Here is a 14322-nt window from a genome sequence, read left to right on the forward strand (position 1 = left end):
TCACATCCAAGCTCAGCGCCGGATGAAAGGCAAGAGGAAACGCGGGTTTGAAGCGTCTCCACAAGTAACGTTGGCGAGCACCCGCCCTATAGGGCGCGACGGGAGAATGAAATGAATCGAAGTATTGCGATCCTGCTGCTGGGCCTGTCGCTGACCGGCTGCGTCGAGGCACGCTCGGTGGTACCGGCGGATGGCCCGGGCCCGCTGCTGGTGGCCCATCGCGCCGGCACCGCGGACTACCCGGAGAACACCCTGCTGGCGATCCGCAAGGCGCTGGACAACGGCGCCGACGCGCTATGGTTGTCGGTGCAGTTGAGCGCCGATGGCCATCCGGTGCTCTATCGCCCCGCTGACCTGGCGGTCCTGACCCAGGGCGCCGGTGCGGTCGGCCAGTCGAGCCTGGCCGAGCTGGCGCGCTTGAACGCCGGCTATATGTTCAAGGCCGAGGACGGCAGCTATCCCTACCGCCAGAAGCCGCTGCGGATTCCTACGCTGCGCCAGGCGCTGCGGGCGATCCCGCCGCAGGTGCCGGTGTTCCTCGACATGAAGTCGCTGCCGGTGGAGCCGCTGGTCGATGCCGTGGCCGGCGAGCTGGAGCGGCAGAAGGCCTGGTCGCGGGTGCGTTTCTATTCCACCGAGAAGGCCGCCAACGACTACCTGACGCAGCGCTACGCGGACCGCGCGCGACAGTTCGAAAGCCGCGATGCGACGCGCAACCGCCTGGTCGGCCTGGCCTTCGGCGAGCGCTGCGAGGCACCGCCGGCCGGCGGCACCTGGATGGGCATCGAGCTGCGCCGCGAACTGACGGTGACCGAGCGCTTCACCCTTGGCGAGTCTTCCTACAAGGTGCCGGCGGCGCAGTTGTGGACGCGCAAAGCGATGGACTGCGTGCGCCGCGAGCCGGTGAAGGTGGTGATGTTCGGCATCGAGACCGCCGAGGACTACCGCACCGCGCGCGCCCTGGGCGCCGACGCGGTGATGAGCAACTCGCCCAGGAAGATGGAGGCGATCCGCCGCCGGGTGCTCGCCGATCAGCCCGGCGGGTAGCTCGACAGCGCCCGTTTCACCGCTTCGCGCAGGGCCTTGGCCTGTTCGCTGGCGGAGTCGCCGGAGTCGAACTCGGCGCTGTTGCCCCACACCGGCTGGCCGCTGCGGGCGTCGTTCAGCTCGACGCGGACCACGGTGACCTGCACGGTGTAGCTGCGGGTCACCGGGTAGCTGGCGCCATAGCCGTACCAGGGATCGCGCCAGCCGCCGTAGTTGCCGTAGTAGCCGCCGTAGTAGTCGGTGACCTGGCGGGTGCGCAGTTCGTTGCGCAGGAACGCGCTGACCTGCAGGTCGGCCGCGCTGCCCGGCCGCGCCGGGCGCAGGCCGCGCTGGTCGAGCTGCTGGCTGACGGCGTCGCGCAACTGGTTGTCGTCCAGGCCCTGGGGAAAGCCGCTGACCCCGGCGGCGGCCCAGCTCCAGCTACGGTAGCGGGCGTAGTCGCGCGGCGCCGCCGGATAGGCGCCGGGATCGAGGCCGGGATTGGCCGCGGTGGCCGGCTGCGGCGGGTAGGGCAGAGAGCTGGCGCGGTAGGGATTGTCGCCCTGGCAGGCACCGAGGGCGGCCAGGCTGGCGAGTAACGGCAGGATCAACAGTCGCGATTGCATGCTCGACGCTCCGTGGCCGCGCTACGTCGGCGGCCCTTGCAGGCTCAGACTGCATTCTGCGCCTTTCATTGCGGGCGGCACAGCCAGTGCAGGTAGCGGCCAAGCCCGGCAAAGGCCGGGTGGCGGCGGTAGGCCAGTTCCATTTCCACCAGGTCGAGCCGTTCGGCCTTAGCCTGGAACTCGCTCGGCATGTAGTCGTGGAACACCCGCACGCCGCTGCGCGCCTTGATGCGCCAACGCGCTGCCAGCGCCTGTTCCAGCTCGCGCGGGTCGAGCGGGCGCTGCGGGGTCAGGCTCTGCCCCTCGCCAGCGAAGCGTTCCTTGCGCAGCTTGCGGAAGTGGCCCTTGAGCAGGTTGCGGTAGATCAGCGCGTCGCGATTGTAGAAGGCCAGCGACAGCCAGCCGCCGGGTGCGCAGAGTTGGTGCAGCACCGGCAGGATCGCATGGGGTTCGGCCAGCCACTCGAGCACGGCGTGGCAGAGCACCAGGTCGTAGGGCTCGGTGAGCTGGCCGAGCAGTTCCTGCCAGGGCGCCTGGATGAATTCGGCGGCCTGCCCGGCTTCGGCGAAGCGCTGGCGGGCGCCGTCGAGCATGGGTTGCGCTGGCTCGGCGAGGGTTACGCGGTGGCCGCGAGCGGCCAGCCAGAGCGACATGTGGCCGAGCCCGGCGCCGATGTCGAGGACCCGCAGAGGTCGCTCCGGGAGGGCCTCGGCGAGGTCGGCCTGGAGTACCGCGAGGCGGATCGCACCCTTGGCGCCGCCATAGATCTTTTCGGCGAAGCGCGTCGCCAGTTCGTCGAAATGGCGGTCGCTCATGGCAGGAAGCGCCGTTCGCAGTCGGCCAGCTTGGCGCGCACCACCTGTTCCAGGTCGAGGCCGGTTTCCCCGCAGAACAGCAGCAGATAAAGGACGATGTCGCCAACTTCCTGACCAGCGTGTTCGAGCTGCTCGGCCGACAGCGTGCGCGACTGGTCTTCCGTCAGCCACTGGAAGATCTCCACCAGTTCGGCCATCTCGACGCTGGCGGCCATGGCCAGGTTCTTCGGGCTGTGGAATTGGCGCCAGTCGTTGCGGTCGCGGATGGCGTGCAGGCGCGCGGTGAGTTCGTGCAGGTCCATGGGGATTCTTCGCGGTGGCGGTAAGCAGCCGCATAGCTTCGGGCTTTGCGCCCGAAGCTTCAAGGCATGGCGGACCGGCGTCAGCCCTGTAGCCGGCTCCAATGCCCGGCCATGTGCGGCAGGTCGTCCTTGCCGCGCAGGCTGAACTGGCCGTCCGCCGCCGCCGCGCTGGCCAGGAGGGTGAGGCTGGCCGGCAGCAGCACTGGCTTCTGGAAGCGCACCTCGACCCGATAGCCCGAGGCTGGCAGTCGCTCGCCGAGGGCGGCCAGGCTGCGAGCCTTGTTCCACAGGCCGTGGGCGATGGCGCGGGGAAAGCCGAACAGCTTGGCGCTGGGCGCCGACAGGTGGATCGGGTTGTAGTCGCCGGCGGCACGGGCATAGCGCCGGCCGATGTCGGCGGGCGCCTTCCAGTTGTCGACCGGCTCCAGCGGCAGCGGCTCCTGCTCGGCTTTCGGCGGAATTTCGCCGGGCACCTTGACGCCGCGGCAGAGCACCTTGCTGTCGCCGACCCAGAGCAGGCCAAGCTGGTCTTCCAGGCGGGTGACGATGCTGAAGGTGGCGCCCTTGTCGTGCGGTTGCAGGTTTTCCACCGCGACGCTCACGGTGAACGGGCCGAGGCCGCCGAGCGCGCGCAGCACGTCGATGCGGTTCTCCAGGTGGACCAGGCCGAGCAGCGGGAAGGGGAAGCGCTTGTCGGTGAGCAGCGCCATCTGCAGCGGGAAGGCGAGGATGTGCGGGTAGGTCGGCGGCAGCAGGCCGTCGTCGCGGAAGCCGCAGACCTGGCGGTAGCGCTCGAGGTGCTTCGGGTCCACCGTGACCTGGCTGCGCAGGCCGCGCTCGGGCAGGGCCTTGCCGCGGATGCCGCGGCGCAGTGCGGCGCGCAGGAACAGGCCGGGCAGGGCGGGTGGGGCGGGCAGGTCGAGCCAGGCGGTGGGCATTGGACATCTCCTCGAAATAGGTGGCTGTCAGCTTAGTCGAGCACCCGCAGCAGGCATTGGCCGCCTGGCCGACGCCGCTGGCAGGGCGGTCAATCGGCTCCGGGATGCGTCTGCATCGAGATTTTCGACCACGCCGGCGGCTAGTCGATCTGAGGGTTTTTCCGTCATGCGGGATGGGTTATTTCTATGGCCTCTCCTTGAGAGGGGATGGCAAAGCTGCCTAAGATGGGCCCGCCCCATGGATAACTAGAAAAAACACCATGCGTGATCTGACCGACGATGTAGCGCTGATGCGCCCGGTGATCGACGCCCTGCGCGCCAGCGGCTGCGATCCGGACCGGGTCCTGGTCCGTGTCGGGCTGCCACCGGGTGGCCTGCCGGCCGGCCGTTTCCCCCATTCCGCACAGAACCTGTTCTGGAAGGCCGCCGCCGACGAGTGCGGCGAAGAGCATGTCGGCCTGCACCTGGCCGAGCACCTGCCGGCGTTCCACGGCCTGCTCCTGGAATACCTGTTCCTCTCCAGCGATACCTTCGGCGCCGGCCTGCGCCATTCCCTGCGCTACGTACGCCTGCTGTCCGACACCCTGCAGGCGCAACTGGAGGTGGAGGGCGAGCGCGCGGTGCTGTCGCTGGGCGAATCGCCGGCGATCAACCGCCACTTCCCGGAAATGCTCGCCGGCGCGGTGATCCGCCTGTTCGGCGCGCTCACCGAGGGCGAGTTCAAGCCGCTGGAAGTGCAACTGATGAACGAAACCGGCGCGCCGATGGAGCGCTACCGTGCGGTCTACGGCTGCCCGACGATCCTCGGCATGCCGCGCTACGCGCTGGTATTCGATGCCGCGGTGCTGGACAAACCCTCGCGCCACGCCGCCCCGGAACTGCTGCGCATGCACGAGTCGCTGGCGCGCCGGCAACTGGCCGAGGTGGAGCGCCTGGACCTGGTGCGCCAGGTCCGCGAACTGATCGGCGAGTTGCTGGTGGACGGAGGCGCCACCCTGGAGCAGGTCGCCGCGCGCCTCGGCATGCCGGCCCGACGTCTGCGCGAACGCCTGGCGATGGCCGGGGTGCGCTTCAACGATCTGGTCACCGACTACCGCTGCCGACTGGCCAAGGAACTGCTGCTGAAGACCGACGAGCGCATCGAAGTGATCGTCGAACGCACCGGGTTTTCCGAGCCGAGCACCTTCTATCGCGCGTTCAAGCGCTGGGTCGGCGAGACGCCGGTGGAGTTCCGCCGGCGCGGGCAGCAGGGGCGCGGGTAGGGCCTGTCCGAAGGGGCTACCGGTGGTTTCCCGGTGCAGGGCCAGATAACGCCGTTGGCGTTATCCGCCCTACCGGGTCGGCGTCCTGTTGCCGGGGAGTCAGGGGCCGCCTCAGGCCCCCAGCAGGCTCTGCCCGCACACCCTCAGCACCTGGCCGCTGACCGCGCCGGACGACGGCTGGGCGAACCAGGCCACCGTTTCGGCGACGTCCTGCGGCAGGCCGCCCTGGCTCATGGAGTTCATCCGCCGGCCGGCCTCGCGGATGGTCAGCGGAATGGCGGCGGTCATCTGCGTCTCGATGAAGCCCGGCGCCACCGCGTTGATGGTGATGCCGCGCTTGCCCAGCGCCGGCGCCCAGGCCTGGGCCAGGCCGATCAGGCCGGCCTTGCTCACCGCGTAGTTGCTCTGCCCGAGGTTGCCGGCGATGCCGCTGATCGACGCCAGCAACACCACCCGGCCGTTGTCATGCAGCTTGCCGCCGTCGAGCAGGGCCTGGGTCAGCACCTGCGGGGCATTGAGGTTGACGTTGATCACCGAGTTCCAGAAGTCGCTGCTCATCTTCGCCAGGGTCTTGTCGCGGGTGATCCCGGCGTTGTGCACGACGATATCGACGCCCTCAGGCAGCACGTCCACCAGTTGCTGCCCGGCGTCCGCGGCGCAGATGTCGAGGGCCACGGCACGGCCGCCGAGGCGCGCGGCGAGGCCTTCGAGGGCCTCCCTGGCCGGCGGCACGTCGAGCAGCACCACTTCCGCGCCGTCGCGCGCCAGGGTTTCCGCGATGGCCGCGCCAATGCCGCGGGCGGCGCCGGTGACCAGTGCGCGCTGGCCGGCCAGCGGCTTGCTCCAGTCGTGGACCTGGGCGCTGTTGGCGGCAAGACGGATCACCTGGCCGGAGACGTAGGCGCTCTTCGGCGAGAGGAAGAAGCGCAGTGCGCCTTCCAGTTGGTCCTCGGCGCCCTTGCCGACGTACAGCAACTGCACGTTGCCGCCGCGACGGATTTCCTTGCCCAGGGAGCGGGTGAAACCTTCCAGGCTGCGTTGCACGCTGGCGGCGACCGGGTCCTTGAGAGACTCGGGGGGGCGTCCGAGGACCACCACCTTCGGGCACTTGTCGAGGCCCTTGAGCACCGGCTGGAAGAAGTCGCGCAGCGCCACCAACTGCTCGAAGCGGGTCAGGCCGCTGGCGTCGAACAGCACCGCCTTGGCCCGCGGGCTGTGCTCGGCGGTCCAGCGCGGCAGCTCGAACTGTCCCTCGACGGCGGCGAACACCGCGTCGGTCAGCTTGCCGGCGAAGGGCAGCACGGCCTCGGCCAGCGCGCCGCTCCCGCCGATCACCAGCGGGCCGTCCACCGGCCGCACCCGGCCGGCCTGCCAGCGCTCCAGGCGCAGCGGGGAGGGAAGGCCGACGGCGCCAACCAGGCGGCGGCCGACGGGGGAGTTGGCGAAGGCGATGTAACGATCGGTCATGGAACGGGCTCCCGGTGGAAAGGCTCCAAGGCTGAAGGTGGATTCCGCCGGCCAACGATGCCGAGGGAACGCGGGTAACAGTGTGGACAACTCTACGCAGCCACCTGTTTGCCGCAATTGACCGCGCTGACCGGGATAACGGCAGGGCGGCCAATGCGACGCGACCGGCTAAGGTTAGCCTGTGCGCCACTGACCGCTCAGTTAACGGGTCGAGCCTCGGCTCGGCGTAAACGATTCCAGCAAGGAGTTCTTCCATGACCCAGCTGCGCCGGGTCGCCATTGTCGGCGGCAACCGTATTCCCTTCGCCCGCTCGAACACCGTGTACGCCACGGCGAGCAACCAGGAGATGCTCACTTCCGCCCTGGAAGGCCTGGTGGAGCGCTACAACCTGCACGGAGAGCGCCTTGGCGAGGTGGTGGCCGGCGCCGTGCTGAAGCATTCGCGCGACTTCAACCTGACCCGCGAATGCGTGCTCGGTTCGCGCCTGGCCCCGGAAACCCCGGCCTACGATATCCAGCAGGCCTGCGGTACCGGCCTGGAGGCGGCGATCCTGGTGGCCAACAAGATCGCCCTCGGGCAGATCGACAGCGGCATCGCCGGCGGCGTCGATACCACTTCCGACGCGCCGATCGGGGTCAACGAGGGCCTGCGCAAGATTCTCCTCGAGGCCAACCGCGGCAAGAGCAACCTGGACAAGCTCAAGAGCCTGCTGAAGATCCGCCCGCGCCACGTGGTCCCGGCCATCCCGCGCAACGGCGAGCCGCGCACCGGGCTGTCGATGGGGGAGTCCTGCGAACTGATGGCGCAGACCTGGCAGATTCCCCGCGACGAGCAGGACAGGCTGGCCTTCGAGAGCCACCACAAGCTGGCCGCGGCCTATGAGGAGGGCTGGCAGAACGACTTGATGACGCCGTTCCGCGGCCTGACCCGCGACCAGAACCTGCGCCCGGATATCGACCTGGAGAAGATCGGCACCCTCAAGCCGGTGTTCGAGCGCGGTTCGCGCGGCACCCTCACGGCGGCCAACTCGACGCCGCTGACCGACGGCGCCTCGGTGGTACTGCTGGCCAGCGAGGAGTGGGCGAAGGCGCGCGGCCTGCCGATCCTGGCCTATTTCAAGGACGGCGAGGCGGCGGCGGTGAACTTCGTCGATCGCCAGGAGGGCCTGCTGATGGCGCCGGTCTACGCGGTGCCGCGGCTGCTGGCACGCAACGGCCTGAGCCTGCAGGACTTCGACTACTACGAGATCCACGAGGCCTTCGCCGCCCAGGTGCTCTGCACCCTGAAGGCCTGGGAAGACCCCGAGTACTGCAAGACCCGCCTCGGCCTCGACCAGCCGCTGGGCTCCATCGACCGCAGCAAGCTCAACGTCAAGGGCAGCTCACTGGCCGCCGGCCACCCGTTCGCCGCCACGGGAGGACGGATCGTCGCCAACCTGGCCAAGCTGCTCTCGCTGGCGGAGCAGGGACACGGGCTGATTTCCATCTGCGCCGCCGGTGGGCAGGGTGTGACCGCGATCATCGAGCGGTAATCCAATAGGGCGAGCGGCCTTGTCGCTCGACGATGTAAGCAACTCCGTGACTTGGGCGGTGCCGTGCGAACGGGACCGCCTTTTTTTTTGCTGGCGCCCTACGGTTCGGGTTCGTCGGCGGCGTTGGAGACAGCGAATTCGACGCTTGTACGGAGAATCCCCTCTCTCTTCAGGGAGAGAGTTGGGGTGAGGGCGGCTCCGCTATCGGCCGGGAGTGCCGCTGCGGCGGATAACGCCGTTGGCGTTATGCGCCCTACCGTTCGGGTTCGTGGCGGCGATGAAGTACGGATCCCGACGCCTGCCGGATAACCCCGGCGTAGGGCTCACGCCGCACATCCGCCATTGCCGTCCTGCCCCCGCAGGCTTGCCGGCTGGCGGTCGGCGAAGGGGGTGGAGAGGATCATCGAGGTCTTGCTGATGCCGAACTTCATCAGCCGGTCGATCAGGTCCTGCAGCTCCGGCATCGAAGCCACGGCGGCCTTCATCAGCACGCAGGCGTCGCCGGTGATCCGGTGGCAGAGGGTCAGTTGGGGGATCCGGGCCAGTTCGTCGAGCACTGACTGGCAATCCTTCTCGGTGATCCGCAGTTCGATCACGCACTCGATGGGCAGGCCGAGCTTGGCCAGGTTCACCGAGGCGTGGTAGCCGGTGATCACCCCTTCGGCCTCCAGCTTGGCCACCCGGTCGGCTACCGCCGGGGGCGACAGGTTGATGCGCCGGGCCAGTTCGGCGAAGGTCAGGCGGCCGTTGTCGATCAGGGCGGCGAGGAGCGCACGGTCGTATTTGTCCATGATGGATCCCGGTTGTCGAATCGACGGAAAGCATGGCCGATTTCCATGGAAAGAAAAGTGTTACGTCCCGATAACCAGCGGCTGTGCCTTAACCGGCGGGTAGCGACCTCATAAAATGAAGTCTTTCTCCCGCCTGCCCTGTCGAGTGCTTTCCATGCCTGCCCGTCGCCTTCCGCTGTTGCTTTTCGGTGCGTTCTTCGCCCTGTACTTCATCTGGGGCTCCACTTACCTGGCGATCCGCTTCGGCGTCGAGTCCTGGCCTCCGATGCTGATGGCCGGGGTGCGCTTCGTCATCGCCGGCGGCCTGATGTTCGCCTGGTTGCGCTGGCGCGGCGCGCCGTTGCCGACCTGGCGCGAGTGGCGCGGCGCGGGGGTCGTCGGAATCCTCCTGCTCAGTTGCGGCAACGGCGGGGTGACGGTGGCCGAGCACTGGGGCGTGTCTTCCGGGGTGGCGGCCCTCGCGGTGGCTACGGTGCCGCTGTTCACCCTGCTGTTCAGCCAGTTGTTCGGCCAGCGCAACACCACCCTGGAATGGGGCGGCATCGTGCTCGGGCTGTTCGGCATCGTCCTGCTCAACCTCGGTTCGAACCTCCAGGCCAGCCCTGCCGGCGCCGGCCTGATCCTGTTCGCTGCCGCGTCCTGGGCCTTCGGCTCGGTGTGGAGCCGGCGCCTGTCGCTGCCGGCCGGACCGATGGCCAGCGCCGCGGAAATGCTGGTCGGCGGCGCGGTGCTGCTGGTCGGCAGCCTGGCCAGCGGCGAGCGCCTGGAGCATTGGCCGAGCACCAGCGGCTGGCTGGCGCTGGTGTACCTGATCCTGTTCGGCTCGATCATCGCCTTCAGCGCCTACCAGTACCTGCTGCGCAACGTACGGCCGGCGGCGGCCACCAGCTATGCCTACGTCAATCCGGCGGTGGCGGTGTTGCTCGGCACCCTGTTCGCCGACGAGCGGATCGGCGGTATCGAGGGGCTGGCGATGGCGGTGATCATCAGCGCCGTGGTGCTCATCGGCCTGCCCCAGTGGCGCGCCAGCCGCGCCGCCGCCTGAATGCCTTAAGCGATCCCTAAGGCGGGCTGCGCCATGCTGCGGCGCAGCGCCCGGATGGGCCGGGCTGACGGGGGTACGAAGATGAAAGCGCTGGTCATCGGTGTGGTCCTGGTGTTCCTTGGCGGTTGCGCCAGTCACGTGAGCCCCGGCGGCAAGGCCATCGAGTCGCCGATCAAGGAGTATTTCGGCCAGGACCCCATCGAGCGCCGGGCCTTCGGCGAGAGCGAGAACGGCGCCGAGGCCGAGGATTCGCCACTGCGTTTCCGCCTGACGCCCTGAACGGTCGCCCCGGGCGCCTGACCGGACGTGCAGAAGTCGTCTCCAGCGTCTTCAATACGGAATGACGGTCGCCGCCAGGCGGCCCCGTAGCGAAGGCCGGAGGGGCGATGGAGAGCATGCTGGACAGGCCCGAGCAGGAACTCGTGCTGGTGGTGGACGACACCCCGGACAACCTGCTGCTGATGCGCGAGCTGCTCGAGGAGCAGTACCGCGTGCGCACCGCCGGCAGCGGCCCGGCCGGGCTGCGGGCGGCCGTCGAAGAGCCGCGCCCGGACCTGATCCTGCTCGATGTGAACATGCCGGGCATGGACGGCTACGAGGTCTGCCGACGGCTCAAGGCCGATCCGCTGACCCGCGACATCCCGTTGATGTTCCTCACTGCCCGCGCCGATCGCGACGACGAGCAACAGGGCCTGGCCCTGGGCGCGGTGGATTACCTGGGCAAGCCGGTGAGCCCGCCGATCGTCCTGGCGCGGGTGCGTACCCACCTGCAATTGAAGGCCAATGCCGATTTCCTGCGCGACAAGAGCGAATACCTGGAACTCGAAGTGCGCCGTCGCACGCGCCAGCTGCAACAGTTGCAGGACGCCGTCATCGAAGCCCTGGCGACCCTTGGCGATCTTCGCGACAACCCGCGCAGCCGCCATCTTCCGCGTATCGAGCGCTATGTCAGGCTGCTCGCCGAGCACCTGGCGGCGCAGCGGGCGTTCGCCGACGAGCTGACTCCGGAGGCTGTCGACCTGCTGAGCAAGTCGGCGCTGTTGCATGACATCGGCAAGGTCGCGGTGCCCGACCGGGTCCTGCTCAACCCCGGGCAACTGGACGCCGCCGACACCGCCCTGCTACAGGGCCATACCCGCGCCGGGCGCGACGCCCTGGCCAGCGCCGAGCGGCGGCTCGGCCAGCCTTCCGGATTCCTCCGCTTCGCCCGGCAGATCGCCTACAGTCATCACGAACGCTGGGATGGCCGGGGCTTTCCGGAAGGCCTTGCGGGCGAGCGGATTCCCCTGGCGGCGCGGATCGTCGCCCTGGCCGACCGCTACGATGAACTGACCAGCCGGCACGCCTACCGGCCGCCGCTGGCGCATGCCGAGGCGGTGCTGCTGATCCAGGCCGGCGCCGGCAGTGAATTCGACCCACGGCTGGTGGAGGCCTTCGTCGCCGTGGCCGACGCTTTCGCCGAGGTTGCCCGGCGCTACGCCGACAGCGCCGAGGCGCTGGACGTGGAGATGCAGCGGCTGGAACAGGCGGTGGCGGAAAGCATCGAACTCACCGCGCCACCGGCCTAGTACGCCGATCGGTGCGCAGTCCGGCGGAAAGCCGGCGCGTCCGGCTGTGCTCGGCACGGCGTTTGCCGTATAACGTCAGACCCTTTGCCTTACACATTGGCCCCGAGGAACCGCGTAGCACCGATGAAGACACCCAGACGCCTGGAACCGTTGATCGAAGACGGTCTGATCGACGAGGTCGTGCGCCCGCTGATGAGCGGCAAGGAAGCCTCGGTCTATGTGGTGCGTTGCGGCGACAGCCTGCGTTGCGCCAAGGTCTACAAGGAAGCCAACAAGCGCAGCTTCCGCCAGGCCGCCGAGTACCAGGAGGGCCGCAAGGTCCGCAACAGCCGCCAGGCGCGGGCCATGGCCAAGGGCTCGAAGTATGGCCGCCGCGAACAGGAGGAAGCCTGGCAGAATGCCGAAGTGGCGGCCCTGTTCCGTCTCGCCGGGGCCGGTGTGCGGGTGCCGAAGCCCTATGATTTCCTCGATGGCGTGTTGCTGATGGAGCTGGTGGCGGACGCCGACGGCGATGCTGCGCCGCGTCTCAACGACGTGACGCTGGAGCCCGACGAGGCACGGCGCCACCACGCTTTCCTGATCCGCCAGATCGTCGCCATGCTCTGCGCCGGCCTGGTGCACGGCGACCTCTCCGAGTTCAACGTCCTGCTCGGTCCGGATGGCCCGGTGATCATCGACTTGCCGCAGGCGGTCGACGCGGCCGGCAACAACCATGCGTTCAGCATGCTCGAACGCGACGTCGGCAACATGGCCGCCTACTTCGGCCGCTTCGCCCCGGAACTCAGGCAGACCCGCTATGCCAAGGAAATGTGGGCGCTCTACGAAGCCGGCGAGCTGACAGCGGAAACCCCGCTCAGCGGCACCTTCGTCGAAGCCGAAGAGGCCGCCGACGTGCGCGCGGTGCTCCGCGAGATCGAGGCCGCGCAGCGCGAGGAGGCGCGTCGCCAGGCGCTGCGCCAGGCCGACGACGCGCCGCGTGGCGAGCGCGAGGAACCGCCGCCGCCCTGGTTGCAGTGAGCGGCTGGCGGATGTTTTTTCCCGCCAACTGTATCGCGACCCTTGCGCACGCAACTGCTAGCGTGGCCTGAAGTTTTCCGGAGGCCGCCATGCCTGTTGCACATATCCTGCTCGCCCTGCTGGTGACCCTGATCTGGGGTCTGAACTTCGTCGTGATCAAGGTCGGCCTCGGCGACTTCCCGCCGCTGCTGTTCTGCGCCCTGCGCTTCGCCCTGGCGGCGCTGCCGCTGCTGGTCCTGCGCGGGCCGATGCCGGCGCCGTTCGGACGCATCCTGCTGATCGGCGTGCTTCTCGGGGTGGTCAAGTTCGGCCTGCTGTTCGTCGGCATGGCCCAAGGCATGCCGGCCGGGCTGTCGTCGCTGGTGCTGCAGAGCCAGGTATTCTTCACCATCCTCATCGCCGCCCTGTGGCTGGGCGAGCGGCCGACGCCGCGCGGGTTGTTCGGCCTCCTGCTGGCGGCGGCGGGGCTGGTCCTGATCGGCCTGGAACGGCCGCTGGGAGACAGCCTGCTGGCATTCCTGCTGGTGGTCGCCGCAGCGCTGGCCTGGTCCTTCGCCAATATCGCCACCAAGCGTTCCGGGGCCACCGACATGCTGCGCCTGATCTGCTGGGTCAGCCTGGTCCCGCCGTTGCCGCTGCTGGCGCTTTCCTATCTATTCGAAGGTCCGCAAGCCATCGAGCGCGCCGTGCTGAACATGAGCTGGGGCGGCTTCGGCGCGCTGCTCTACATCGCCTTCGGCGCGACCACGGTGGGCTTCGCCATCTGGAGTTTCCTCCTGCGCCACTACCCGGCCAGCCTGGTGACCCCGTTCGCCCTGGCTGTGCCGGTGTCGGGCATGCTCGCCGGCTGGCTGCTGCTCGGCGAACGCCTCGACCTGGACAGCCTGCTGGCCTGCGCGCTGGTGTTCGTCGGGCTGGCCATCACCCTGTTGCCGGCCAGCCTGCTGCGACGCTTCGCCTGGCCGGTGCGGCGGTTGGGATGAAAACGGCGGAAGACATCCTCGCGCTGATCGCCGCCGATTCCTCGCGCCTGCATCTGCTCCGCGTGCTGCGCGAGGTCGGCCCGGAGGGCGCCTGGATCGGCGCCGGCTTCGTGCGCAACGCGGTATGGGACCATCTGCATGGCTACGGCGAAGCCACGCCGCTGGCGGACATCGACGTACTTCATTTCGCCCCGCGGGCCCTCGACCCGCAGGCCGACGCCGACTTCGAGGCCGCGTTGCGCCGTCGCTGCGAGGTACCCTGGTCGGTGAAGAACCAGGCGCGCATGCACCTGCGCAACGGCGACCGGCCCTACCGGGATTGCGCCGATGCGCTGTGCCACTGGGCGGAAACGTGCACGGCGGTGGCGCTGCGGCTCGTCGGCGAACGCCTGGAGCTACTGGCACCGCTGGGCGTCGACGACCTGCTGGCGCTGAAGGTGCGGCCCACCGCGCATTTCGCCGGCAAGCCGGAGGTCTACCGGCGGCGCCTGCGGGAGAAGAACTGGACGGCGCGCTGGCCGCTGCTGGATATCAGTGGCAGCAGCCAGACGCCAGGTCCTTGAGGATCGGGCAGTCGGGGCGGTGGTCGCCCTGGCAGTGCTCGACCAGGTCCTGCAGGGTGTCGCGCAGGGTGCTGAGCTCCTCGATCTTGCGATTCAGCTCGCGCACGTGCTGCGCCGCCAGGGCCTTGACGTCGGCACTGGCACGCTGGCGATCCTGCCAGAGGGTGAGCAGCTTGCCGACTTCGTCGAGGGAGAAACCGAGGTCCCGCGAACGGCGGATGAACGCCAGGGTATGCAGGTCGTTCTCGTTGTAGTGGCGATAGCCGCTGGCGCTGCGTCCGGCTGGGCGGAGCAACTCGATGGACTCGTAGTAACGGATCATCTTCGGCGTCAGTCCGCTTTTCTTCGCCGCTTCACCGATGTTCATCCGGGTCTCCTGGGAGGTTG

At 68.7% G+C, this 14322-nt stretch carries 16 protein-coding genes; 9 read left to right on the forward strand and 7 right to left on the reverse strand.

Going from position 1 to position 14322, the window contains the following annotated elements:
- Positions 1-111 precede the first annotated feature (111 nt).
- On the forward strand, positions 112-1047 hold the full coding sequence (locus JHD77_RS10035) for a glycerophosphodiester phosphodiesterase family protein (protein ID WP_003102260.1): 936 nt from the start codon (positions 112-114) through the stop codon (positions 1045-1047).
- On the opposite strand, the gene JHD77_RS10040 is transcribed toward JHD77_RS10035, so the two are convergent.
- The 4 genes from JHD77_RS10040 to JHD77_RS10055 form a co-directional block, all read right to left on the reverse strand.
- Entirely contained in the window at positions 1032-1652 is a 621-nt protein-coding gene (locus JHD77_RS10040; RefSeq protein WP_003102259.1) for a DUF4136 domain-containing protein, read from the reverse strand. The two genes, JHD77_RS10035 and JHD77_RS10040, sit on opposite strands and share 16 nt — an antisense overlap.
- A gap of 65 nt (positions 1653-1717) precedes the next feature.
- Positions 1718-2467 (reverse strand): methyltransferase domain-containing protein, encoded by a 750-nt coding sequence (locus tag JHD77_RS10045; RefSeq protein WP_031755302.1) that lies wholly within the window; start codon positions 2465-2467, stop codon positions 1718-1720.
- A complete protein-coding gene (locus tag JHD77_RS10050; protein WP_003102255.1) occupies positions 2464-2769 on the reverse strand; it encodes a nucleotide pyrophosphohydrolase in 306 nt (101 codons plus the stop codon). Before JHD77_RS10050 ends, JHD77_RS10045 begins: the two co-directional genes overlap by 4 nt.
- A gap of 80 nt (positions 2770-2849) precedes the next feature.
- On the reverse strand, positions 2850-3707 hold the full coding sequence (locus JHD77_RS10055; protein WP_003095272.1) for a MaoC family dehydratase: 858 nt from the start codon (positions 3705-3707) through the stop codon (positions 2850-2852).
- 260 nt (positions 3708-3967) lie between these two features.
- Here JHD77_RS10055 and JHD77_RS10060 point away from each other — a divergent pair, with 260 nt between their 5' ends.
- Entirely contained in the window at positions 3968-4969 is a 1002-nt protein-coding gene (locus JHD77_RS10060) for an AraC family transcriptional regulator (RefSeq protein WP_003095270.1), read from the forward strand.
- A gap of 111 nt (positions 4970-5080) precedes the next feature.
- Here JHD77_RS10060 and JHD77_RS10065 read toward each other — a convergent pair whose 3' ends face one another.
- On the reverse strand, positions 5081-6436 hold the full coding sequence (locus JHD77_RS10065) for a 3-oxoacyl-ACP reductase (RefSeq protein ID WP_004352620.1): 1356 nt from the start codon (positions 6434-6436) through the stop codon (positions 5081-5083).
- Between the two features lie 254 nt (positions 6437-6690).
- On the opposite strand from JHD77_RS10065, the gene JHD77_RS10070 reads away from it, so the two are divergent.
- Positions 6691-7968 (forward strand): acetyl-CoA C-acetyltransferase, encoded by a 1278-nt coding sequence (locus tag JHD77_RS10070; protein WP_031755304.1) that lies wholly within the window; start codon positions 6691-6693, stop codon positions 7966-7968.
- Positions 7969-8291: 323 nt separating this feature from the next.
- Here the strand turns inward: JHD77_RS10070 and JHD77_RS10075 are convergent, their stop codons facing one another.
- Complete coding sequence (locus JHD77_RS10075) at positions 8292-8759, reverse strand: Lrp/AsnC family transcriptional regulator (protein ID WP_003095262.1); 468 nt, start codon at positions 8757-8759, stop codon at positions 8292-8294.
- A gap of 154 nt (positions 8760-8913) precedes the next feature.
- Here JHD77_RS10075 and yedA point away from each other — a divergent pair, with 154 nt between their 5' ends.
- The 6 genes from yedA (at position 8914) to JHD77_RS10105 (ending at position 13935) form a co-directional block, all read left to right on the forward strand.
- Positions 8914-9804, forward strand: a complete 891-nt coding sequence (gene yedA, locus JHD77_RS10080; RefSeq protein ID WP_031755305.1) for a drug/metabolite exporter YedA — start codon at positions 8914-8916, stop codon at positions 9802-9804.
- 33 nt (positions 9805-9837) lie between these two features.
- Positions 9838-10083 (forward strand): hypothetical protein, encoded by a 246-nt coding sequence (locus JHD77_RS10085; RefSeq protein ID WP_003102243.1) that lies wholly within the window; start codon positions 9838-9840, stop codon positions 10081-10083.
- A 107-nt stretch (positions 10084-10190) separates the two neighbouring features.
- Positions 10191-11372, forward strand: coding sequence for a cyclic di-GMP phosphodiesterase (locus JHD77_RS10090; protein ID WP_003102241.1), 1182 nt, complete (start codon positions 10191-10193; stop codon positions 11370-11372).
- Between the two features lie 123 nt (positions 11373-11495).
- Positions 11496-12389 (forward strand): PA4780 family RIO1-like protein kinase, encoded by an 894-nt coding sequence (locus JHD77_RS10095; protein WP_003095255.1) that lies wholly within the window; start codon positions 11496-11498, stop codon positions 12387-12389.
- A gap of 89 nt (positions 12390-12478) precedes the next feature.
- The gene (locus tag JHD77_RS10100; RefSeq protein WP_003102239.1) at positions 12479-13372 is read left to right on the forward strand and encodes an EamA family transporter; all 894 of its coding nucleotides are present in this window, start codon (positions 12479-12481) and stop codon (positions 13370-13372) included.
- The gene (locus tag JHD77_RS10105) at positions 13369-13935 is read left to right on the forward strand and encodes a nucleotidyltransferase family protein (protein ID WP_003112922.1); all 567 of its coding nucleotides are present in this window, start codon (positions 13369-13371) and stop codon (positions 13933-13935) included. Before JHD77_RS10100 ends, JHD77_RS10105 begins: the two co-directional genes overlap by 4 nt.
- On the opposite strand, the gene cueR is transcribed toward JHD77_RS10105, so the two are convergent.
- The gene (cueR, locus tag JHD77_RS10110) at positions 13904-14302 is read right to left on the reverse strand and encodes a Cu(I)-responsive transcriptional regulator (RefSeq protein ID WP_003095248.1); all 399 of its coding nucleotides are present in this window, start codon (positions 14300-14302) and stop codon (positions 13904-13906) included. The two genes, JHD77_RS10105 and cueR, sit on opposite strands and share 32 nt — an antisense overlap.
- Positions 14303-14322: the final 20 nt, after the last annotated feature.

It is taken from the genome of Pseudomonas sp. P20 (genome assembly GCF_016463925.1).
GTDB classification, from domain to species: Bacteria; Pseudomonadota; Gammaproteobacteria; order Pseudomonadales; family Pseudomonadaceae; genus Pseudomonas; species Pseudomonas aeruginosa.